Raw genomic sequence first — 21,832 nt, forward strand, 5'->3', positions numbered from 1 at the left:
GCCGCAGGCGAAAGGCAGCGCAAGCTGATCCAGTATAAACTGGAAACGCATTTATCCTCCCGTTGTGCCCCAACGTACGCAGCTGCAAGGATTTGCCAACCCTTTGCGCGCAATTTGTCTCTCGCTGCAGCACCGAAGATGACGTTCGGAAGGGGTCTCTCTTCCAGCTCTACTTGATCGCAGGGCCGCCCCATCAGGCGGCTCACACCCGAGCGCCAAAGGTCTTACACGCCTTTGGCCCTGTCTGCCCTAATGGGCGCGGTGCCGATCTTCGCCAATTTTGGGCCCTTACGCGGCCATCGGGCAATCGCCCAGACAAGACCCCGCCGGCCTCGGTTTCCCTCTCGATGTGCTGCGCGGGGCGCTTGCCGTGCCATTTCGCATCCTCGCGCTCGCTTTGGAGCGCAGGGGTGGGCGGGTGGGCTGCGCTGCAAAGGGAGCGCGGGGATGCGATCTGTCAGGCCGGTTGACGCAACACCCGTGGCACTTTGAACTCGACATTCTCCTGCGCGGTTTCAACCAGATTGACGGTCACATCAAACCGGTCCCGAAACGCGTCGATCACCTCTTCGATCAACACTTCCGGGGCCGAAGCCCCTGCTGTGATCCCCACAGAACCAATCGTGCCCAGTGCGCGCCAATCAATATCGCTTGCCCGCTGCACCAGCTGTGCATAATCGCAACCATTCTTGCGCGCCACTTCGACAAGCCGTTTGGAATTCGACGAATTTGGCGCGCCAACCACCAGCAAGGCATCGCAATCCGGCGCAATCGCCTTGACCGCCTCCTGCCGATTGGTGGTGGCGTAGCAAATATCTTCCTTATGCGGCCCAATGATCGCCGGAAAGCGTTTCTGCAAAGCCGCGACAATCCCCTTGGTGTCATCCACGGACAAGGTCGTTTGCGTGACAAAGGCCAGCCGCTCCGGGTCGCGCACCTCAACCGTGGCCACATCCGCCTCGGTCTCCACCAGCAGCACTTCGCCTTCGGGCAATTGCCCCATGGTGCCCACGGTCTCCGGGTGGCCTTCGTGACCGATCATGATCATCTGCAACCCCGCCTCCGCATGGCGCTGCGCCTCGATATGCACCTTGCTGACCAGCGGGCAAGTCGCATCCACATAGACCATCTCGCGCCGCGCCGCCTCGGCCGGGACGGATTTTGGCACGCCATGAGCGCTAAAGATCACCGGGCGGTCATCGGGGCACTCTTCCAGCTCTTCGACAAACACCGCCCCCTTGGCGCGCAGATCATCCACCACATATTTGTTATGCACGATCTCATGGCGCACATAGACCGGCGCACCCCATTTGCTGATCGCCATTTCGACGATCTTGATCGCCCGATCCACCCCGGCGCAGAACCCGCGCGGGGCGGCCAGATACAGGGTCAGTGCTGGTGTCTCGGTCATGGGCGCAGCCTCCTTCTTGGCCTTCACCTAGGGTCTTCTGTGGATCAGGTCCAGTTTTCAATCCCCAAAAGCAAAAGCCGCCCCGAAATCGGAACGGCTTTGCTTGATCTTGAACCAGGCCCTCATCCCCATAACGGCCTGCCCAAATTCTCTTGATCTGCGATAGCTTACTGGCCGTTGGCCACTTCAAAGCTGCGCTCCAGCGGGTTTTCCCGCGGCGGACGCCCGATCACTTCGCGCAACTCATCAAGCTCGATAAAGTTATCGGCCTGACGGCGCAGCTCATCCGCGATCATCGGTGGTTGGCTGCGAATGGTCGACACGACCGAAACGCGCACACCCTGACGTTGCAGAGATTCGATCAGCGGGCGGAAATCACCGTCGCCCGAGAACAGAACGATGTGGTCCACGCGCGGGGCCAATTCCATGGCATCAACTGTCAGCTCGATATCCATGTTGCCTTTGACCTTACGGCGGCCTTGGCTGTCAGTATATTCCTTGGCCGGCTTGGTCACCATGGTAAAGCCGTTATAGTTCAGCCAATCAACCAGCGGGCGAATGGGTGAATATTCGTCATTTTCCAGCAGAGCTGTGTAGTAGAAGGCGCGCACCATCTTGCCGCGTCGCGCAAATTCCTGTCGCAGGAGCTTGTAATCGATGTCAAACCCAAGCGCCTTGGCGGCTGCATAAAGGTTCGAACCGTCGATGAACAGCGCCAGCCGTTCGTCCTTGTAGAACATCAAAAAGTCCTTTCTATCAATATAACCCGCCGCGTATGTGTGAGTGTACGTGTGAGTGAAAATCAGCGGATCAGACCAACAAGAGTAATGGAAAATTGCTTGGATACAAGCACGTGCACCTGCTCAAAAGGATAGGCAAAACTGTTCGATGGTACAAGAATACTTGATTGCCCTAGGGTCAAATCTAGGCACAGCTGACTATACGTCATTGAAAACAATCCAGAATTGTCTTCGCGTTTTGATGTCGGGCAGCTGCAAGATACGTCGCGTAAGTCGCTTTTTTGTGACACCTTGTTTCCCAAAGGGCGCTGGCCCAGATTACATCAATGCCTGCGCGGCTGTGTCATTTGACGGCTCGCCTGACGCGTTCTTGCGTCACCTCCATCAGGTCGAAGCTGAATTTGGCCGTGTGCGCGAGACCCGTTGGGCCGGGCGCAGCCTTGATCTTGATCTGATCGCCGCAGGCTCTGACATCCTGCCATCGCAAGAGATGTTCGATCAATGGCGCAACTTGCCCCTGGACCGCCAGATGCGCGAAGCGCCCGATCAGTTGATCCTGCCTCATCCCCGCCTGCAAGACCGCACTTTTGTCCTTGTCCCGCTCTCCGATATTGCCCCGAACTGGTGCCATCCCGTGCTGAATCAGACAGTCCGGGAATTATGCGACGCGCTCCCGGCGGAGGATCGCGCAGAAGTCCTGCCCGTTAACACAGTATAGGCTTGTCAAGCCCCTGAAGCCGCGTTAAAAGCCCAAACTTCGGATACCCCCAATAGAGGTAATGTGCCCCATGGCCCGCGTGACCGTAGAAGATTGCGTCGACAAGGTTCCCAACCGGTTTGAACTGGTGATGCTCGCAGCCCATCGTGCCCGCGAAGTGTCTGCTGGTGCAGCCATTACTGTGGATCGCGACAATGACAAAAACCCGGTTGTTGCCCTGCGTGAAATCGCTGAGGAAACCCAATCGGTCGAAGAGCTGCGCGAACGTCTGATCGAATCGAACCAGACTCAGATCGAGGTCGACGAACCAGAAGAAGACGCCATGGCGCTTCTGATGGGGGCCGAGCAGGACAAACCGCAAGATGACGACATGTCCGAAGAAAAACTGCTCCGCGCGCTGATGGAGGCGCAGGGCCAAGGCTAACGGCCCCGGCGGGCCGCCAGCAAGGATTTCGCATGATCGCGGCAGACGACCTTGTTGCACTGGTTCGCAACTACAACCCAAAGACCAACGAAAAGCTGATCCTCGCGGCCTATGATTATGGCCGCGAGATGCATGAGGGCCAGTTCCGCAAATCCGGCGAGCCCTATTTTACCCATCCCGTCGCAGTCGCTGCCATTCTGACCGAACAGCAACTGGATGATGCCACCATCATCACCGCCTTGCTGCATGACACGATCGAAGACACTCGATCGACCTATAGCGAAGTGGCCGAAAAATTCGGCTCTGAGATTGCCGATCTGGTGGATGGGGTCACCAAGCTGACCAATCTCCAGCTGTCCAGCACCGAAACCCAGCAGGCTGAGAATTTTCGCAAGCTGTTCATGGCCATGTCCAAGGACATGCGGGTGATTCTGGTCAAGCTGGCCGACCGTCTGCACAATATGCGCACCATCCGCGCCATGAAGCCTGAAAAGCAGGTGAAAAAGGCGCGTGAGACCATGGATATCTATGCCCCGCTCGCGGGTCGCATGGGGATGCAATGGATGCGCGAAGAGTTGGAGGATCTGGCCTTTCGCGTGCTGAACCCCGAAGGGCGCAGCAGCATCATCCGCCGCTTTATCACCCTGCAAAAGGAAACCGGCGATGTGATCCACCGCATCACCGGCGATATGCGCCACGAGTTGGAAAAGATCGGGATCGAGGCTGAGGTCTTTGGCCGCGCCAAAAAGCCCTACTCGATTTGGCGAAAGATGCAGGAAAAGAAGATCGGCTTTTCCCGTCTTTCGGATATTTACGGGTTTCGCATCATCACGTTGAACGAGGCGGAATGTTACGCCACTCTCGGCGCGATCCACCAACGCTGGCGCGCGGTGCCGGGCCGGTTCAAGGATTACATCAGTCAGCCGAAATCCAATGGCTATCGCTCGATCCACACCACCGTGTCGGGCCGCGATGGCAAACGGGTCGAGGTGCAGATCCGCACCCGCCAGATGCACGAAGTCGCCGAAACCGGCGTTGCCGCGCATTGGTCATATCGTGATGGTCAACGCGCCGAAAACCCCTTTGCCGTTGATCCGGCAAAATGGATCGCCTCGCTGACCGAGCAGTTTGACGAAGATGATGATCACGACGAATTTCTCGAGGCGGTCAAGCTCGAGATGTATTCGGACAAGGTCTTCTGCTTCACCCCCAAAGGCGACGTGGTCAAGCTGCCCAAAGGCGCGACGCCGCTGGATTACGCCTATCAGATCCACACCCGGATCGGCTCAAAATGTGTTGGGGCCAAGGTGGATGGCATTCGCGTGCCGCTTTGGACACGTCTGAAAAACGGCCAATCGGTCGAGATCATCACCGCCGAAGGTCAAACTCCGCAGGCGACCTGGCTGGATATTGCCACCACCGGCAAAGCCAAAACCAATATCCGCCGCTCGCTGCGCGAAGCCAATAAAGAGCGTTACATCAAACTTGGGGCGGAACTGGCCCGCGCGGCGTTTGAGAACAATGGCAAGAAGGCCACCGACAAGGTGCTGGAACTGGCTGCCAAGACTTTGCGCCTTGAGGATGCCGACACATTGCTGGCCCGTCTGGGCAGCGCCGAACTGACCGCGCGCGAAGTGGTTGAGGCCGTGTATCCCGATCTGGCGATTCGCTCCGAAGGTGAGATTGAGGCCCAGCGTGCGGTCGTCGGATTGGCGCATGGGCAGGGTTTCGCCCGTGCGGCATGTTGTCAGCCCCTGCCGCATGAGCGCATCGTCGGAATCACCCATCGCGGGCGCGGCGTGGACGTACATGCCATTGATTGCGGGGCTTTAGAGGCATTTGAGGACGCACCAGAGCGCTGGCTAGACTTGCATTGGGCCGAAGGTTCTCATCCTCCGGTTTATTCGGTCAGCCTTGAATTGACGATTGGCAATGATGCCGGTGTGCTGGGACGGATTTGCACATTGATTGGTGAGCGTAAGGCCAATATCTCGGACTTGAAATTCATCGATAGGAAACCTGATTTTTACAGGCTTATGGTTGATGTGGATCTTAGGGATGCCGAACATTTGCATACGGTGATGTCGGCCCTTGAGGCAGAAAGCAATGTCGCGTCGGTGCAGCGCCGCCGCGATCCGGCCTTGGCAGCGGGTTTTGCTGTGGCGGAGTGATTGGAAGGGAAGACCGTGGTCTTCAAGAGACGTGACAGGCGCCCGATCTGGAAGATCGTGCTCGAATTCTTCTGGCCGCGCGGCGGCTGGGGGCGTGCCGCGCAATATGTCCAACACCGCCTGCGTCGCCTACCCGATCCGCCCCATCGCATCGCCCGTGGCATCTTTGCCGGCGTCTTTACCACCTTTACCCCGTTTTATGGGTTGCACTTTGTCACCGCCGCGCTGATCGCGCTGGCCATGCGCGGCAATCTGTTGGCCGCCATCCTGTCGACCTTTTTCGGCAACCCGCTGACCTATGTGCCCATCGGCGTCGCCTCGATGAAAACCGGCTATTGGCTGCTGGGGCTTGAGGGCAGCGAGGAACATGGCGGGCTGGTGCATAAATTCGTCAAGGCGGGCGAGGATCTATGGGACAATCTGGTCTCGATCTTCTACGGATCTAAGGTGGATTGGACCGATCTGGGCATCTTTTATGACGAGGTGTTCTATCCCTACATGATTGGTGGCATCCTGCCCGGACTGTTGACTGCCACCGTGTGTTATTACGTCTCTCTGCCGCTGATCACCGCCTATCAGAACCGCCGCAAAGGCGCGCTCAAGGCGCGGCTGGCCACCCTGCGCAAGAAAAAAGCCGAGAACGGCACGCCCGGCGAATAACCGGGCGAATAAGCACCGGTAACTGCGCTGAAAAGCAGCACAATATCGGTACAATCCATCGCTTGGATGGCCCGTTATTCCCCCATATGATCCCGCCGAATCCTCGCGGATTTTGTCGATCATGAAAGGGGCCGACCATGACCAACTATGCCGGAAAGCTGCGCCTTGGCGTGAATATCGACCATGTCGCCACCGTGCGGAATGCCCGCGGCAGCGCCTATCCTGATCCGATCCGCGCCGCGAAACTGGCCGAAGAGGCCGGGGCCGATGGCATCACCGCCCATCTGCGCGAAGACCGCCGCCATATCACCGACCCGGATATTGACGGTCTGATGGAGGCGCTGAGCGTGCCGCTGAATTTCGAAATGGCTGCGACCGATGAAATGCAGGCCATCGCCCTGCGTCACAAACCCCACGCGGTTTGCATCGTGCCGGAAAAGCGCGAAGAGCGCACCACCGAAGGCGGGCTTGAGGTCGCGCGCGAGGAAAACAAGCTGGCCCATTTCATCGCCCCTCTGCGCGAGGTTGGTTGCCGCGTATCGATTTTTATCGCTGCAGACCAAAAACAGATCGAGGCCGCCCACCGCATTGGCGCTCAGGTGATTGAGCTGCATACCGGTGCCTATTGCGATTTCCATGCCGAAGGGCGCCTGCAAGAGCGCGATGAGGAGCTCGCCCGGTTGCGCGACATGTCGGCCTTTGCCCATTCTTTGGGTCTTGAGGTTCATGCAGGTCACGGGCTGACCTATGACACGGTGCAGCCCATCGCCGCCTTTCCTGAGGTGATGGAGCTCAATATCGGACATTTTCTGATCGGCGAAGCCATCTTTCGCGGGCTAACCCCAGCCATCGCCGAAATGCGCCGCCTGATGGATGAGGCGCGCGCCTGACGGTTTTCCAACAACTCACTCAAATAAAGGGTTCCGTTTTGACGATTAAACTAGGCCGCTATGCGGTAACTTATGTGCTTTGTGTTCTCGCCTTGATGGCGCTGGCCGTTATTTTAGACATCGCCGCCGGGATTGAGCTGCCCAGTGGCCTCTCCACAGTCTTGCCGGTTCTCGTGGCCGCTCTGCTCGAGGGCCAACGCCATGCCAGATTGACCGGGGAAGAAATATCAAAGTCCGACGCATGGAAATTTGCCCGGCAAACAACATTGCTCGTGGTCGGTATTAATTTGCTGTTCATTGCCATATTCGTCTTGGTCGTTCCCGACTTCCTTGCCGTGTTTGCCATCATTGGTCCGGTTGGTGCGCTTATCCTGGCAACCATTCTCTTGGTTATCGTGCTGTTGACCAACCGCTTCTTTGTAAGCAAAGGCGCAAGTGGCGAATTGAAAAGTCGGAACAAGCAGCAAGGGTAAGGCATCCCGCCATAGCGCTTTTGCGAACCTGTGTTAGGCTTTGGAAAATCTGATTTTCAGGAGCCTGATATGTTTCGTCTTTTCGCCGCGCTTACCCTGTTGGCCAGCCCCGTTCTTGCCAATTCCCCGCAGGTCATGGATTGCGAATGGCAAAGCTCTGCCGCCAATATTGCCGAACCCTGGGAGGAAAACACCCGCACCTTCTCGAACGGCAAAACCCGGCTGGCTTTGCTGGACACCACAGAACCGGCGGCCGGTTGGGCCTATATGCTGGTTCTGTCGCCCCCCTATGACGAGCTTGGCCTGCGCCAATGCAAGCTGATTGGGTTCAACGGCATGGGCTTTGCCGGGATGGAGTTTACCCAGCTCAGCAGCAGCTATGATCCGTCTCGGGGCTTGATGTTCACCGTTCCCGTTGCCACTTATGATTTTGACACGCATCAACCGGTTTGGAGCACGCTGTGGTTTCAGTTGAACCAGGCGACCGGGGTGATTGATGCTCAAATGCGCTGAGCCATAGGACGACCCCAGCAAAGATGATCATCGGCATCGGTACAGACCTCGCCAATATTGAGCGGATACAGGGCACCTTGGACCGTTTTGGCGATCGGTTTCGCAATCGTGTCTTTACCGAGGTCGAGCAGCGCAAGGCCGAGCGGCGCCATGACGTGGCCGGCACATATGCCAAACGCTGGGCCGCGAAAGAGGCCTGTTCCAAGGCGCTTGGCACGGGCCTGCGCATGGGCATCGCCTGGAAGGACATGTCTGTCTCAAACCTGCGCAGCGGCCAGCCGATCATGCATGTGACCGGCTGGGCCAAAGAGCGCCTGAACAGCCTGACACCACCGGGCCACGAGGCCATTATTCACGTCACCCTGACCGATGATCACCCCTGGGCGCAGGCCTTTGTGATGATCGAAGCCCGTCCAATCCGGACAGAGGCGCAAGCAGAGTAATCAATGGCGTAAAGGATTGCAGATCAGGCGGCCCCACCGCTTGACTCCGGCCCGCGCCCCCCGCATGAAGCCTTGAGGTTTTTGAGCAAGGAACAGACCTATGGCCACCACCACCGAAAAGAAAAGCGGCGGAATTTTGGAGACGATCAAGACCATCGTCTACGCCCTCCTGATCGCTGGTATCTTCCGCTCTTTGTTCTTTCAGCCCTTCTGGATTCCGTCGGGTTCGATGAAGGACACGTTGCTGATTGGCGATTTTCTCTTCGTCAACAAGATGTCTTATGGCTATTCCTATGCTTCCTGCCCCTCGATCAAGATCCCGCGTTTTGGTATCAATATCGATGCAACCGATTTCTGCGGCTGGGCCGATGGTGACAATACGCGCCTCTTCGGCTCCGAACCCGAACGCGGTGATGTCGTGGTCTTTCGCCATCCAATTACTGGTGGCGATTTCATCAAGCGCTTAGTCGGCCTGCCCGGTGACAAGATTCAGGTCAGAAATGGTGTTCTTATTATCAATGGGACCCCCGTTGAGGTGCAACCTGACGGTAAGTTTGTAGAGGTTGCCGAACCTCAAGGCCCACAACGTTTATCGCCGCGGTGCGAAAACAGCCCCGTTGGTACGGGCGGCACATGCGAGAAGTCGAAATTTGTCGAAACTCTGCCAAATGGTGTTTCTCACAGCATCCTGAATATCGAAAACAGAAATAGTGCAGATAATACAGCGCTTTATGTTGTTCCTGAGAAGCACTACTTTTTCATGGGTGACAACCGCGACAACTCCTCTGACAGCCGTGTTCCAAGCATCGTCGGCGGTGTCGGCTTTGTGCCTTATGAAAACTTGATTGGCCGCGCGGATCGCGTCATGTTCTCCTCTGCCGGTCGGTCGATGCTGTTCTTCTGGACCTGGCGCAGCGACCGCTATTTCAAAGCCATCCAATGAAGATTTCCGCCGAATTGATCGCCCTGCAAGAGCGGCTGGGATACCAGTTTTCCCAGCCGGATTTGTTGCGCCAATCGGTGACGCATAGCTCTATGTCCGGGCCGAACCGGATCGACAATCAACGTCTGGAATTCCTAGGGGATCGGGTGCTGGGATTGGTGATGTCCGAAGCCCTGCTCGAGCAAGATAAATCCGCCACCGAAGGCGTTTTGGCCCCGCGCTTTAACGCATTGGTGCGCAAGGAGACCTGTGCTGATGTGGCCCGTCAGATCGATCTTGGCGCGGCGCTAAAGCTGGGCCGGTCCGAGCAGATGTCAGGCGGGCGGCGCAAGCTGGCCTTGCTGGGTGACGCAATGGAGGCGGTGATCGCCGCGGTCTATCTCGATGGCGGGTTTGATGCGGCGCGTGCCTTGATCCTGCGCCTTTGGGGCAAGCGGATCGAAACCGTCGAAAGCGACGCAAAAGACGCCAAGACCTCGTTGCAGGAATGGGCGCAGGCGCGCGGGCTTGAGCCGCCGAAATATGTGCAACTGTCCCGCTCTGGCCCGGATCACGCCCCGGTTTTCAACATCGAGGCGCGTCTTGCGACGGGTGAAACTTCAACCGCCAGTGCCGGGTCCAAACGTCAGGCCGAGCAGGCCGCCGCAAAGGCGCTGCTGGACCAGATCAGCAGTTAAGCTTCTGTTTTCAGAAATTGAGCGGCGCAGAAATGCGGAATTGAACCGTTTCGATCCCGGGATTGTCGTCATAGATACCGGCATTGGAACGGTGGTCGTAGCTCGCTGCAAAGCGCCAGCCCTTGCGGTTCTCAAACCCGATTTCAATCCCTGATCGGAATTCGACAGGACCACCAAGATCGAACCCGCCATTGTCCAGGTAAATCCCCGGCATCGCGTGCAATTCCGTATAGAACGGACTGTCGCCAAAATTGATCGTGTAGGTTTGGCCATACCCAACCCAGATTTCACCATTTTCGCCAAAAGAGGCACCAACAGCGTTGCCAAAAGGGCCAAGCTTGTGACCGAGGTCATAGCGGAAATACACCTCTGAGGCGGTATCGGCACGGCGTTCCACCACCTGACCTGCAGAAAAGGCCAGCCGTGGCGTATCGGGATTGCGCCCAAGACATCCGTTTCCGGAACCACAATGGTTCATGCTCATATCGGTCAGCCCGAGAACCAACATCAAAACCGCAAATGTTCCGTCAGCCATGACTCACCTCATTTGTTGCCACCAATGAATGGCCCAGTTTTCCCACCCTGTCCAGCGTCGCGAGCGATACCTCGCCTCCATTTGAAGGCCCTGCAGTGTGAAAGCGACACCATGGGTTAAATCGCAATCTAACCCGCACTTGCCAAAAGCGCGTCGAGAGACGGAAGGTTGCTGTCCGCCTCGGACAAAGTTGGCGTTTCCGTCGGCCAGTTAATTGCCAGGCCCGGATCGTTCCAGGCAAAGCCTTTGCGGACCTGACTGACAAAGGTCTCTGAGACTTCGTTGATGTAATCCACTTCTGTGAGACAATAAAAAGCGTTTGCCAGACCTTTGGAAATGACAACCCGGGCCCGTTTGCCTGGCTCATCCCCAATCAACCCTGACCAATGCTGTCGAAAAGTCGGACTGTCCGGGCGCGGATCAACCACCACAATCATCGCCGTCCCATGAGCAACGGTCACTAGCTTGTCCCACGGCTCCATGCGAAACCCCCGCAACGTTCCAGCGCTGGAACGTGAATGATTGCCTTGCGCAAATCGGTAGGGTCGCCCGAGCGCCTCTTCGATCCAATCCGCACGATAGCTTTCCGTGAAAAAACCACGATTGTCCTCAAAGACGTCGTTATAGAGGATTGCCAAACCAGAAATACCAGGTCTTTCAACACGCATAATTTAGAGCTTTCAATTCGTTGGAAATTTGCGCAAGCCTATGGACAATTTCCAATCCATTTCAAGGCAACAGTTTTGGCGCGTACCCTTATCATTTGCCCAACATTTGATCACGCAGATACGCTGATCGTGTCGATTTCAAGTGTGCTGGCCCAAACCGATCCGGATTGGGAACTTGTCGTCATTGCAGACGGCTCCCCCCCCAGGACATTAGAGATATTGGAAGAGTTTTCAGCCAGAGATAAGCGTATTCGGTTCGTGTCGCACGAAAAGGGTGTGCGTTTTGGCGAAGCCTATCGCGATCCCGTTATACGCGCGTCGGATTGTGAAATTGTTCTGCATCTGGGTGACGATGATGTTTGGGGTCACGAGCATATCGCCGCCATGCACCGATTGCTGAAAGACGCGGATTGGGGCCAACAGGCAACCCTGGCCTGTGCAGTCGATGGAACCAGCAGTTGGCTGTTCTCCCATGCCGGCACGCGCCTTTCCCGTAAACTGGCCCAAAACGGAGCCGTAATAACCAGCGGATTGAACAATACGGGCTACCGCCGAGACGCCTATGAGCGCTTGGCGCAAGGCTGGGCCCCTGCCCCGGAAACACATGCTTCTGACGTTTATATGTGGCTCAATTTCCTACGAGATAGGGAGTTACGTATCGGCGTTTCAGCGGAGACAACATGGCTCAAATTGCCGGGCAGACGGACGAGGCTAAAGTTTTCACCTAAAAAACGCGTGATGGAAGCAGCGCCATATCTGGCTCAGATAAACACACCGAATTTCCTGATGTCGCTCAGAGACACGGCAAGTCTCGGCGTTCCGCTATTGCGGACCTTGTTGTCGCATAACGCCCACCAAGCCAAGTCTTACCGAGGTGCTTTACGACTATGTCGATGGCGGCGTGTCCGAAAGAACCAGCAGATAAAACCGGTCGTGGGAGAACGTTTCCTTCCCGTCAAACTGAGCGAAACTCAGTTAGAGGAATTCAACTTCGCGTTTCATTTGGTCCGAATGATGCGAGGCGAAACGCCACCAGAGGGTATTCGCCAATTGGCAAGTCCGTACCGTCCGCTGCTCGGAACTTATCTTGACGCTTGCGCACGTTTGGATCGCGCCGCCTTTGACGGTTTGGTCACTGTGCTAGAGGGGCCTTTACAGATGCCAGCTATTTCTCTGCTGGGCAAAATCCGACTGGCCAAAATGTCGGGAAATTCAGCTCTTGTAGCCGACCTTATTTCAGAAGCATCAAAGCGATGGCCAGACGCACCTTGGGTCAAAGCATTGTGCTGAGCGATTTTTGGGGGATTATCATTCAGAGAAGTATTCTTGCTATTTATTAGGTTTGGCGGTGACCTACTCTCCCACACCTTAAGATGCAGTACCATCGGCGCAAAGGCACTTAACGGCCGGGTTCGGGATGGATCCGGGTGTTTTGCTCTCGCTATGACCACCAAACCGAATAAATAGCAATGTCGTCCTCCGGACGACGAGTGGGTGGCAGAGCATTTTGCTGTGCAAAATGGCTCGAGAACCCACACCCTCGCGGAGGATCGTCTCAATCAACCGGCTATTGCCGTATTGTCCAGTAAGTTCTGTGTATTGGTGTATGCACTTGATATCGCAGTATTTTGCGCTACCGCTTTGCTACTTGAGCGCGGTAAGTCTTGCTTTTACTGGATCAAATCAAGCCTATCGGACCATTAGTACCGGTCAACTGAACATGTTACCATGCTTACATCTCCGGCCTTTCGACGTGGTAGTCTTCCACGGTCCTCAGGGATACCTTGTTTTGAGGGGGGCTTCCCGCTTAGATGCCTTCAGCGGTTATCCTGTCCGATCATAGCTACCCAGCACTGCTATTGGCATAACAACTGGTCCACCAGTGGATCGTTCACCCCGGTCCTCTCGTACTAGGGGCAACTCCTCTCAAGTATCCTACACCCACGGCAGATAGGGACCGAACTGTCTCACGACGTTCTAAACCCAGCTCACGTACCTCTTTAAATGGCGAACAGCCATACCCTTGGGACCTGCTCCAGCCCCAGGATGAGATGAGCCGACATCGAGGTGCCAAACACTGCCGTCGATATGGACTCTTGGGCAGTATCAGCCTGTTATCCCCGGCGTACCTTTTATCCGTTGAGCGATGGCCCTCCCACTTGGGACCACCGGATCACTATGGCCGACTTTCGTCTCTGCTCGACTTGTCAGTCTTGCAGTCAGGCTGGCTTCTGCCATTGCACTCAACGAGCGATTTCCGACCGCTCTGAGCCAACCTTCGCGCGCCTCCGTTACGCTTTAGGAGGCGACCGCCCCAGTCAAACTACCCACCACGCAGGGTCCCGGATCCAGATAATGGACCGCGGTTAGACATCAAGCAGAATAAGGGTGGTATCTCAAGGGAGGCTCCACCAGAACTGGCGTCCTGGTTTCAAAGCCCACCACCTATCCTGCACATATTGTGCCTGATGCCAGTGCGAAGCTGTAGTGAAGGTGCACGGGGTCTTTCCGTCTAACCGCGGGAAGCCTGCATCTTGACAGGCAATTCAATTTCGCTGAGTCGATGTTGGAGACAGCGGGGAAGTCGTTACGCCATTCGTGCAGGTCGGAACTTACCCGACAAGGAATTTCGCTACCTTAGGACCGTTATAGTTACGGCCGCCGTTTACCTGGGCTTCAATTCAGAGCTCTCACCCCTCCTTTTAACCTTCAGGCACCGGGCAGGCGTCAGACCCTATACGTCGTCTTGCGACTTCGCAGAGCCCTGTGTTTTTAGTAAACAGTCGCCACCCCCTGGTTTGTGCCCCCGGCACTCATGTACCGGGCCTCCTTCTCGCGAACTTACGGAGGTATTTTGCCGAGTTCCTTCAACATCGTTCTCTCAAGCGCCTTGGTATACTCTACCTATCCACCTGTGTCGGTTTAGGGTACGGTCTCATGAAGGGCTATTTCCAGGAACCGGTTAAGATGCAGCCCAATCCGATAAGGACTACACGCCGCTCCGATCCGTCACTTCCTTCTGGCCCAGGAATATTAACCTGGTTCCCATCGCCTACGCCTTTCGGCCTCGGCTTAGGGGCCGGCTTACCCTGCTCAGATTAGCTTTAAGCAGGAACCCTTGGATTTTCGGCGAGAGGGTCTCTCACCCTCTTTGTCGCTACTCATGTCATCATTCTCGCTAGTGATCTCTCCACCGGATGCCTTACAGCCCGGCTTCATCGAAAGAACTCTATCCTCCAAGGCCTTCCGAAGAAGACTAAAGAGGATGAGTTCTATGTCACACTACGCTCCGCTACCATGCCTTACGGCATCCTAGACTTCGGCTCATGGCTTGAGCCCCGTTACATCTTCGCCGCAGGACAACTTATTTAGACCAGTGAGCTGTTACGCTATCTTTAAAGGATGGCTGCTTCTAAGCCAACCTCCTGGTTGTTTTGGTCGTCCCACTTGCTTTCCCACTTAGCCATGAATTGGGGGCCTTAGTCGTAGGTCAGGGTTGTTTCCCTCTCCACTACGGACGTTAGCATCCGCAGTGTGTCTGCCATCTAGTACTCCCGGGTATTCGGAGTTTGGTTAGGATCAGTAAGCCTGTGGGGCCCCATTACCCATCCAGTGCTCTACCCCCCGGGGTATTCGGATGACGCTCTACCTAAATAGATTTCGCGGAGAACCAGCTATCTCCGAGTTTGATTGGCCTTTCACCCCTAGGCACAACTCATCCCGACCTTTTTCAACAGGTGTGGGTTCGGACCTCCAGTAAGTGTTACCTTACCTTCATCCTGGTCATGCCTAGATCACTCGGTTTCGGGTCTGATCCATCTAACTCGACGCCCTATTAAGACTCGCTTTCGCTGCGCCTACACCTAACGGCTTAAGCTTGCTAGATAGACCAAGTCGATGACCCATTATACAAAAGGTACGCCGTCAGCTCTCAAGGAGCCTCCGACTGATTGTAGGCGTTCGGTTTCAGGTACTGTTTCACTCCCCTCGTCGGGGTGCTTTTCACCTTTCCCTCACGGTACTGGTTCGCTATCGGTCAGTAAGGAGTACTTAGCCTTCGAAGGTGGTCCTCCGATCTTCAGACAGGATTTCACGTGTCCCGCCCTACTTAATACGTCCCATCACGCTTCTCATACGGGGCTATCACCCACTATGGCTGTGCTTCCCAACACATTCTGATCACGTTCAAGGCTCGGCTGGTCCCCGTTCGCTCGCCGCTACTAGGGGAGTATCAATTGATTTCCTTTCCTCCGGGTACTTAGATGTTTCAGTTCCCCGGGTTTGCTCTTAAGACCCTATGTATTCAGGTCAAAAGTACCTGGTTAAGCCCACTATAAAGTACCGAAGTAATTATAATGAACTTTCAGGTGGGTTGCCCCATTCAGAGATCCATGGATCAAAGCTTATTCTCAGCTCCCCATGGCTTATCGCAGAGTATCACGTCTTTCATCGCCTCTTACTGCCAAGGCATCCACCAAACGCCCTTCTCGCGCTTGATTTGATCCAGTAAGAGCGAGACTTGTTAAAGCCTTGCGAAGGATGAGAACCCGGCAAAGGGAGACATCCATCTTACTGCATCAATGCATACATTTTCCCGCCCTAACTTGCGTTAGGACAATGGTGCCACTCGCGTGACACCGGGTTAGTGTACTTGACTTGGACAACAATTGCTCGTTTCGACTGGGGATATCGATCAATGGCCGGCTAGACCAGGGATCAACCTTCTCCGAAGAGAACCCAGCGAGGTTGGCCACTTACTTATGGCAACCAAGCAATGTTGATTGATTATCTCTAAACGATTTCAAACGAGTTCCGCTTGCAGAACTCTGTTTTGTCCGATTGGACGGAACAGAAGTTGAGTAACTGCTGTTCGATCAAATCGAAGAAGTGAGGCTTCCTGAGAGGCGCTCTCGGGACATTTTGCTAAAGCAAAATACCCTGTCACTTTCTCTTGGATGAACCAGGATACCTGACACTTTGCAAGCAAAGTGCAGGGTGGTGGGTCGAGGAGGACTTGAACCTCCGACCTCACGCTTATCAGGCGTGCGCTCTAACCACCTGAGCTACCGACCCAGATGTTTTTTGCTTTGCAAAAAACGTCGTTGCCGCGGCAGACGACTTTGCTCTGCAAAGTCTGTCGAGAGCGGCCAGTCAGCCCAATGTGGTTTACAAGGGCCAATTCTGGTGGAGCCTAGCGGGATCGAACCGCTGACCTCCTGAATGCAAATCAGGCGCTCTCCCAGCTGAGCTAAGGCCCCTTGATGATCCTCCGGTGAGGATCGCGTGTCTGAAGAGATATGAGGACGACCTGGTCCGTTCAATGTTTGGTCTCCAAAGGTAAGAGACCGTTGCTAAGTGATGCACGTGATAGGCAAGCCTATCAATCTAGCATCATCCTTAGAAAGGAGGTGATCCAGCCGCAGGTTCCCCTACGGCTACCTTGTTACGACTTCACCCCAGTCGCTGATCCTACCGTGGCCGCCTGCCTCCCGAAGGTTAGCGCAGCGTCGTCAGGTAGAACCAACTCCCATGGTGTGACGGGCGGTGTGTACAAGGCCCGGGAACGTATTCACCGCGTCATGCTGTTACGCGATTACTAGCGATTCCGACTTCATGGGGTCGAGTTGCAGACCCCAATCCGAACTGAGACAGTTTTTGGGGATTAACCCATTGTCACTGCCATTGTAGCACGTGTGTAGCCCAACCCGTAAGGGCCATGAGGACTTGACGTCATCCACACCTTCCTCCCGCTTATCACGGGCAGTTTCCCTAGAGTGCCCAGCCGAACTGCTGGCAACTAAGGATGTGGGTTGCGCTCGTTGCCGGACTTAACCGAACATCTCACGACACGAGCTGACGACAGCCATGCAGCACCTGTCACTGCGTCCCCGAAGGGAACCATCCATCTCTGGATGTAGCACAGGATGTCAAGGGTTGGTAAGGTTCTGCGCGTTGCTTCGAATTAAACCACATGCTCCACCGCTTGTGCGGGCCCCCGTCAATTCCTTTGAGTTTTAATCTTGCGACCGTACTCCCCAGGCGGAATGCTTAATCCGTTAGGTGTGTCACCGAATAGTATACTACCCGACGACTGGCATTCATCGTTTACGGTGTGGACTACCAGGGTATCTAATCCTGTTTGCTCCCCACACTTTCGCACCTCAGCGTCAGTATCGAGCCAGTGAGCCGCCTTCGCCACTGGTGTTCCTCCGAATATCTACGAATTTCACCTCTACACTCGGAATTCCACTCACCTCTCTCGAACTCTAGATCAGGAGTTTTAGAGGCAGTTCCGGGGTTGAGCCCCGGGATTTCACCCCTAACTTTCTGGTCCGCCTACGCGCGCTTTACGCCCAGTAATTCCGAACAACGCTAACCCCCTCCGTATTACCGCGGCTGCTGGCACGGAGTTAGCCGGGGTTTCTTTACCAGATACTGTCATTATCATCTCTGGCGAAAGAGCTTTACGACCCTAAGGCCTTCATCACTCACGCGGCATGGCTGGATCAGGCTTGCGCCCATTGTCCAAGATTCCCCACTGCTGCCTCCCGTAGGAGTCTGGGCCGTGTCTCAGTCCCAGTGTTGCTGATCATCCTCTAAAACCAGCTATAGATCGTAGGCTTGGTGCGCCGTTACCGCACCAACTACCTAATCTAACGCGGGCCGATCCAAATCCGATAAATCTTTCCCCCGAAGGGCGTATAAGGTATTACTCACCGTTTCCAGTGGCTATTCCTTAGATCTGGGTACGTTCCCACGCGTTACTAACCCGTCCGCCGCTCAACCCGAAGGTCGCGCTCGACTTGCATGTGTTAGGCCTGCCGCCAGCGTTCGTTCTGAGCCAGGATCAAACTCTCAAGTTGAAAAGCTGTTACCAGCTTATCCTTGACGTTCGAACCTCTGCACATCTCTGATACTTCAGAACCAGCTTTGGGGGCATGGTCCCTATCTCCACCCGGCTAGGAACGGAGACGCATCAGAAGTCATCTGTTTGATTGTGCTTCAGGTTTCATCAGAAACCGAAAGCCGCCTCAAACAGTGAAGCTGACATTCTATCATCGAGCCGAAACTCTAAGAATGCTGATATGCAGACATTTGATCCATCGATTTGAACCAAGGCGCCCACATATCTCTTCAGATATTAGCTATGTCAAACAACGTGGGGAAAATCCCCAGAGACAAAATCAACCGGAAGCGCCAAAATCTTTCTGGCGCAACCCGCTCAATCTGCCTCAAATTTCTTACCGTCTTGCGCTTCAGAGCCTCGCTCCGTCGCCCCGCCTGGCGTCCCGTTAGCGCCTCAGCGCCGCCGGTGAAGGGGGTTCTACGGATAACACCTCACACCCGCAACCCCTTTTTTCAGTTTTTGACCAAAAACATGAAAGTTTTTTGAAACATAAGCAATTTCAATAACTTAATTACGATATTACTCCTCTCCCCTGCTCTTGCTTTAACCGGGACTGGGCCAAAACCCCCGCAAAATCCCGCGACTCTGGGCTTATCCACAGCAAAACCCACAGACTCAGATGAGATTCAGGGGAGACTCGGGGCAGACTCACCACAAAAGCGGCGTTGGAATCGCGATTCAGCATCAAAATCCCGCTCAAGCCGACTCGGGCCTCTGAATCAGGGCCAAAAAACACCCCGAAGCGCCCGGTTTCAAAGCTGCGGCGCGCATGCCCTGCCCTGCCTGCGGCACTCTCGGGACATTCGCGCCGCCGGAGGCTTTCTGTGAAACACCGGCGCGGATACATTATATATAGGTGCCAGCCAGATCGGTGCATTTTGCCCCCTCCCTGCCCCTCTCTTTGCGCAATATCTCTGCCCAGAATTCAGCCCCGAACCAAGCTGAGCCAGCGGGCCGCCCACTGGCCAAAGAAGACACTGGGCAAAGAAAAACCCCTGTTTCGCGCGCGAAACAGGGGTTGGATGATCGTGGCTTTGGAAGGGCGTCAAAAATTCTGGCGCAACCAGGTGATCAGACGCGCCTTGAGCTTGTCATCAACCAGACGCCCCTCAAGCACCAGGCGCCCCTCTTCGTGACTGAGAGAGAGACCGCCGACGATGGGTTGCGGTTTTACCGGGTCGGGCTTGGGACCTTCAGCCTTGGCGGCTGGCTCCGCAGCCTCAGGCGGCTTGGGGCTGGGCACAATCGGTGCGGGGGCCAGAAAGCGGCTGAGGATCTCTTGTTCCACCTCCGCGTTCTCGGGGGCTTCCTCGGCCAGGGTGGCAGCGATCTGAACCGCCAGTTCCGGATCCTCGCCAAGGGCGCGGGACAAGGACAGGCCCAGCCGCTCGCCAATCATCTCGGGGAAACGCAGCGCCCCTTCGAGCCCGCGCACCAGCGCAATGAAACTGCCGATCTTGGAACGCTTGGGCCGCGAGGCGGATTGGAACAGCGCCTGCAGCGCGTCACGATCCGTCTCAAAGACACCAGCCTCAACCGATTTGGCAACGATGCGGGCGCGTTCAAAATAGCTCAGCCCAACCCGGATCTCGTTTTCCTCGACCATGGATTGATAAGCGTCAGCGCTGTCCTCGGGTTGGCGCAGCAGGCCAAGAACCGTGCCAAAGCGCGCCTCACCTGTTTCCGCCTGCAACGCCCGCAGCGCCATGCAGCGGCGCCAGCCGGAAATCAGACCGTAGCGCCCCTCGCCGATCTGCACCAATTCCACCGGGGTTTTCTGACCACGGGCGCGCAGGCTGTCCTTGAGCGCCTGGGTGTCGTCATCCTGAACCGCCACGCGGTCGCGCACCAGGTGATCCAGCTTGACCGCCTCAAGCGGCACCTCGATCACCATGCGGCCCTTTTCCCGCGCCTCTGCCAGAGTCTGTGCCAGCTCTTCGGCGGCGGCGCTGGCACTGGCCTCGCGGGCGACATCGGCGATGGGGGCGGCGCGCATGGGCGCGCCAAGGGCGGATTTCACCTCGGGGGCGGGTTCGAGAAAGGCGGGATTGGCAGGGGTCAGACGTTTGCGTTTGGCCATGGTCCGTCTCCTTGGGTGAGAGGGGGGATGAGAGGGGATAAGAAAGCCCAGGAAAGGGCAGGCGGGTTAGCGATCTGTAACCCGACCGTGCGGCGCAAAACGTTTCGCGCGCGAAACATCTGCCCGGATGGATGCGGGGCAGGGGCGAAACAGGGTCTCATTCCGCCGCCTCTTGCGCGGCCAGCTCATCGCGCCGCCAGGCCCCGATCAGCAGCGATTTGAACGCGGCATAGGTGGCATCAAAGGTCTCGCGCCCGCGCACATAGGTCTCGCGGTTGAAATCACGGTAATCGGCCTCATAGATGCCCTGCACCTGTTCCCCCGCCTGCCCGATCAGGGCGGTGAAGCCTTGGCGATGGGGGGACAGGGTGGGGCCAAGATAGCTTTGCATCAAAGCGGCCAGTTCCGCCTGTTGCGAGCCGTCATAGCGCGTCACCACCGCGCGCACCGCATCCCATTCAAAGGCCAGCCCCTCGCGCCCCAAGGCACGGGCCGCCATATTCTCGGCCTCTTCGATGCTGCCGAATGTGGAATGCAGCATGTCAAAGAAGCGGCCCGTGCTGTCGAATTCCAGGAAAGAGGCGCCAAGCGGCACCAGCAGGATGTCGGCGGCGGCCAGCCCGTTGATGGTCAGATAGCCAAGCGCGGGCGGGGTGTCGACAAAGACGATGTCATAGTCATCCAGCACCCCATCCTCATCCAGGCTATCAGTCAGCGCATCCCAGAGCTTCCAACTGCGCCCGGCCATGCGCCAGACCGGGATCTGAAACTCCGCCCAATAGAGATTGAGCTGGGCGCCGATGAGATCGATATTGGGCCAATGGGTTTTCTGGATCAGCTCCCCGGCTTTGACGGGCAGCGCGTCAGCCAAGGTGTCATCCAGCGGCTGCGCTGGTTCCCCGCGATCAAGACGGCGCTGATTGTCGGCCTGCAAATGCCGCGCGTAATGGCGCGCCAGCAGGGGGAAGACCGTCTGCCATTCATCGGCCACCTTGCCGCCAAAGATTGAGGTCATCGAGCCCTGGCTATCGAGGTCGACCACCAGCACCTTGTACCCGTCCAAGGCGGCGGACATGGCGAGATGCGCGGCGGTGGAGGTCTTGCCCACGCCGCCCTTGAAATTGGCCACGGCGACGATCTTCGCTGGCTGCCCCTTGGGGCGGTAGGGTTGGTAATTCTTGGCCTTGGAGCCCTCAGAGGCAAAATGCGCGCGCAGGCGCAGCACCTCATCCAGGGTGAACCATTTGGCGCCGCCCTCGGTCTCGCTAAAACCCTGGGGCAGGTCCGGGTTCTGTTTCAGCACGCGGCGGAAATGGCCGGTGGCGACGGGAATGAGATAGCGGGTGATTTCCCAGGTGGAAAAGCGGCGCAGGGAGCGAGCGCCGCCCTCCTCCAGCCCGCGGCTTGCCAGATCCTCGCGCCCGGCCGAACAGACCCCGGCGATGCGGGCAAAATCGGCGGTGGTGGTGGCGGCCTCAAGCTGGGTCATGGCAATATCGGGATCGATGCCAAAATAGGGAGGCAGGGATTGGGAGTCGGATTTCACGTGCTCGGTCCTTGAGTTTTTGCAGGGTGGTCC

Annotated in this window: 17 protein-coding genes, 2 tRNA genes and 3 rRNA genes; 11 read left to right on the plus strand and 11 right to left on the minus strand. The window is 56.5% G+C overall.

Annotated features, from left to right (window positions below; all coding sequences use genetic code 11):
- Positions 1-457: 457 nt before the first annotated feature.
- Together ispH and CLV87_RS05480 are read right to left on the minus strand one after the other, a co-directional pair.
- Positions 458-1,411, minus strand: coding sequence for a 4-hydroxy-3-methylbut-2-enyl diphosphate reductase (gene ispH, locus CLV87_RS05475; RefSeq protein WP_099244709.1), 954 nt, complete (start codon positions 1,409-1,411; stop codon positions 458-460).
- 167 nt (positions 1,412-1,578) lie between these two features.
- Positions 1,579-2,151: a LabA-like NYN domain-containing protein gene (locus CLV87_RS05480; RefSeq protein WP_099242976.1), complete on the minus strand. Its 573-nt coding sequence runs from the start codon at positions 2,149-2,151 to the stop codon at positions 1,579-1,581.
- A gap of 148 nt (positions 2,152-2,299) precedes the next feature.
- Between CLV87_RS05480 and folK the strand changes: the two genes are divergently transcribed.
- The 10 genes from folK to rnc all read left to right on the plus strand — a co-directional run bounded on the left by folK (position 2,300) and on the right by rnc (position 10,063).
- Positions 2,300-2,869: a 2-amino-4-hydroxy-6-hydroxymethyldihydropteridine diphosphokinase gene (folK, locus tag CLV87_RS05485; RefSeq protein ID WP_099242974.1), complete on the plus strand. Its 570-nt coding sequence runs from the start codon at positions 2,300-2,302 to the stop codon at positions 2,867-2,869.
- Between the two features lie 70 nt (positions 2,870-2,939).
- The gene (rpoZ, locus tag CLV87_RS05490; RefSeq protein ID WP_099242972.1) at positions 2,940-3,293 is read left to right on the plus strand and encodes a DNA-directed RNA polymerase subunit omega; all 354 of its coding nucleotides are present in this window, start codon (positions 2,940-2,942) and stop codon (positions 3,291-3,293) included.
- Between the two features lie 32 nt (positions 3,294-3,325).
- Positions 3,326-5,464, plus strand: coding sequence for a RelA/SpoT family protein (locus CLV87_RS05495; protein WP_099242970.1), 2,139 nt, complete (start codon positions 3,326-3,328; stop codon positions 5,462-5,464).
- A 15-nt stretch (positions 5,465-5,479) separates the two neighbouring features.
- Positions 5,480-6,124: a DUF2062 domain-containing protein gene (locus tag CLV87_RS05500; RefSeq protein ID WP_099244707.1), complete on the plus strand. Its 645-nt coding sequence runs from the start codon at positions 5,480-5,482 to the stop codon at positions 6,122-6,124.
- 137 nt (positions 6,125-6,261) lie between these two features.
- Complete coding sequence (locus CLV87_RS05505; protein ID WP_099242969.1) at positions 6,262-7,014, plus strand: pyridoxine 5'-phosphate synthase; 753 nt, start codon at positions 6,262-6,264, stop codon at positions 7,012-7,014.
- Positions 7,015-7,052: 38 nt separating this feature from the next.
- Positions 7,053-7,487: an ABZJ_00895 family protein gene (locus CLV87_RS05510; RefSeq protein ID WP_133840699.1), complete on the plus strand. Its 435-nt coding sequence runs from the start codon at positions 7,053-7,055 to the stop codon at positions 7,485-7,487.
- A 69-nt stretch (positions 7,488-7,556) separates the two neighbouring features.
- The gene (locus CLV87_RS05515) at positions 7,557-8,000 is read left to right on the plus strand and encodes a hypothetical protein (protein ID WP_099242965.1); all 444 of its coding nucleotides are present in this window, start codon (positions 7,557-7,559) and stop codon (positions 7,998-8,000) included.
- Between the two features lie 23 nt (positions 8,001-8,023).
- The gene (gene acpS, locus CLV87_RS05520) at positions 8,024-8,443 is read left to right on the plus strand and encodes a holo-ACP synthase (protein WP_099242963.1); all 420 of its coding nucleotides are present in this window, start codon (positions 8,024-8,026) and stop codon (positions 8,441-8,443) included.
- A gap of 100 nt (positions 8,444-8,543) precedes the next feature.
- On the plus strand, positions 8,544-9,386 hold the full coding sequence (lepB, locus tag CLV87_RS05525; protein ID WP_099242961.1) for a signal peptidase I: 843 nt from the start codon (positions 8,544-8,546) through the stop codon (positions 9,384-9,386).
- A complete protein-coding gene (gene rnc, locus CLV87_RS05530) occupies positions 9,383-10,063 on the plus strand; it encodes a ribonuclease III (protein ID WP_099242959.1) in 681 nt (226 codons plus the stop codon). The genes lepB and rnc overlap by 4 nt, the downstream gene beginning before the upstream one ends.
- Before the next feature lie 10 nt (positions 10,064-10,073).
- Here rnc and CLV87_RS05535 read toward each other — a convergent pair whose 3' ends face one another.
- Both CLV87_RS05535 and CLV87_RS05540 read right to left on the minus strand, forming a co-directional pair.
- The gene (locus tag CLV87_RS05535; protein ID WP_099242957.1) at positions 10,074-10,598 is read right to left on the minus strand and encodes an acyloxyacyl hydrolase; all 525 of its coding nucleotides are present in this window, start codon (positions 10,596-10,598) and stop codon (positions 10,074-10,076) included.
- 128 nt (positions 10,599-10,726) lie between these two features.
- On the minus strand, positions 10,727-11,236 hold the full coding sequence (locus tag CLV87_RS05540) for a dTDP-4-dehydrorhamnose 3,5-epimerase family protein (RefSeq protein WP_235871850.1): 510 nt from the start codon (positions 11,234-11,236) through the stop codon (positions 10,727-10,729).
- On the opposite strand from CLV87_RS05540, the gene CLV87_RS05545 reads away from it, so the two are divergent.
- Positions 11,117-12,556, plus strand: a complete 1,440-nt coding sequence (locus tag CLV87_RS05545) for a glycosyltransferase family 2 protein (RefSeq protein ID WP_235871851.1) — start codon at positions 11,117-11,119, stop codon at positions 12,554-12,556. The genes CLV87_RS05540 and CLV87_RS05545 overlap by 120 nt on opposite strands.
- A 50-nt stretch (positions 12,557-12,606) precedes the next feature.
- On the opposite strand, the gene rrf is transcribed toward CLV87_RS05545, so the two are convergent.
- The 7 genes from rrf to CLV87_RS05580 form a co-directional block, all read right to left on the minus strand.
- Positions 12,607-12,721, minus strand: a 5S ribosomal RNA gene (rrf, locus tag CLV87_RS05550).
- Between the two features lie 224 nt (positions 12,722-12,945).
- Positions 12,946-15,765, minus strand: a 23S ribosomal RNA gene (locus CLV87_RS05555).
- 497 nt (positions 15,766-16,262) lie between these two features.
- Positions 16,263-16,339: transfer RNA gene (locus tag CLV87_RS05560), tRNA-Ile, on the minus strand.
- 109 nt (positions 16,340-16,448) lie between these two features.
- Positions 16,449-16,524, minus strand: a tRNA-Ala gene (locus CLV87_RS05565).
- A gap of 143 nt (positions 16,525-16,667) precedes the next feature.
- Positions 16,668-18,129 (minus strand): 16S ribosomal RNA (locus tag CLV87_RS05570).
- The 16S, 23S and 5S rRNA genes sit together here with 2 tRNA genes alongside, the layout of an rRNA operon.
- Before the next feature lie 1,089 nt (positions 18,130-19,218).
- Positions 19,219-20,253 carry a ParB/RepB/Spo0J family partition protein gene (locus tag CLV87_RS05575; RefSeq protein ID WP_099242951.1) on the minus strand — a complete coding sequence of 345 codons (1,035 nt, stop codon included), beginning with the start codon at positions 20,251-20,253 and terminating at the stop codon, positions 19,219-19,221.
- 157 nt (positions 20,254-20,410) lie between these two features.
- Positions 20,411-21,742, minus strand: coding sequence for an AAA family ATPase (locus CLV87_RS05580; protein ID WP_099244705.1), 1,332 nt, complete (start codon positions 21,740-21,742; stop codon positions 20,411-20,413).
- Positions 21,743-21,832: the final 90 nt, after the last annotated feature.

Source organism: Pelagimonas phthalicica (assembly GCF_004364805.1).
Classification (GTDB): Bacteria; Pseudomonadota; Alphaproteobacteria; order Rhodobacterales; family Rhodobacteraceae; genus Pelagimonas; species Pelagimonas phthalicica.

Coding starts and splice junctions, on each gene's coding strand:
- ispH (WP_099244709.1), bottom strand. CDS start 1,411: ATGACCGAGACACCAGCACTGACCCTGTATCTGGCCGCCCCGCGCGGG.
- CLV87_RS05480 (WP_099242976.1), bottom strand. CDS start 2,151: ATGTTCTACAAGGACGAACGGCTGGCGCTGTTCATCGACGGTTCGAAC.
- folK (WP_099242974.1), top strand. CDS start 2,300: ATGGTACAAGAATACTTGATTGCCCTAGGGTCAAATCTAGGCACAGCT.
- rpoZ (WP_099242972.1), top strand. CDS start 2,940: ATGGCCCGCGTGACCGTAGAAGATTGCGTCGACAAGGTTCCCAACCGG.
- CLV87_RS05495 (WP_099242970.1), top strand. CDS start 3,326: ATGATCGCGGCAGACGACCTTGTTGCACTGGTTCGCAACTACAACCCA.
- CLV87_RS05505 (WP_099242969.1), top strand. CDS start 6,262: ATGACCAACTATGCCGGAAAGCTGCGCCTTGGCGTGAATATCGACCAT.
- CLV87_RS05515 (WP_099242965.1), top strand. CDS start 7,557: ATGTTTCGTCTTTTCGCCGCGCTTACCCTGTTGGCCAGCCCCGTTCTT.
- acpS (WP_099242963.1), top strand. CDS start 8,024: ATGATCATCGGCATCGGTACAGACCTCGCCAATATTGAGCGGATACAG.
- lepB (WP_099242961.1), top strand. CDS start 8,544: ATGGCCACCACCACCGAAAAGAAAAGCGGCGGAATTTTGGAGACGATC.
- rnc (WP_099242959.1), top strand. CDS start 9,383: ATGAAGATTTCCGCCGAATTGATCGCCCTGCAAGAGCGGCTGGGATAC.
- CLV87_RS05535 (WP_099242957.1), bottom strand. CDS start 10,598: ATGGCTGACGGAACATTTGCGGTTTTGATGTTGGTTCTCGGGCTGACC.
- CLV87_RS05545 (WP_235871851.1), top strand. CDS start 11,117: ATGATTGCCTTGCGCAAATCGGTAGGGTCGCCCGAGCGCCTCTTCGAT.
- CLV87_RS05575 (WP_099242951.1), bottom strand. CDS start 20,253: ATGGCCAAACGCAAACGTCTGACCCCTGCCAATCCCGCCTTTCTCGAA.
- CLV87_RS05580 (WP_099244705.1), bottom strand. CDS start 21,742: ATGACCCAGCTTGAGGCCGCCACCACCACCGCCGATTTTGCCCGCATC.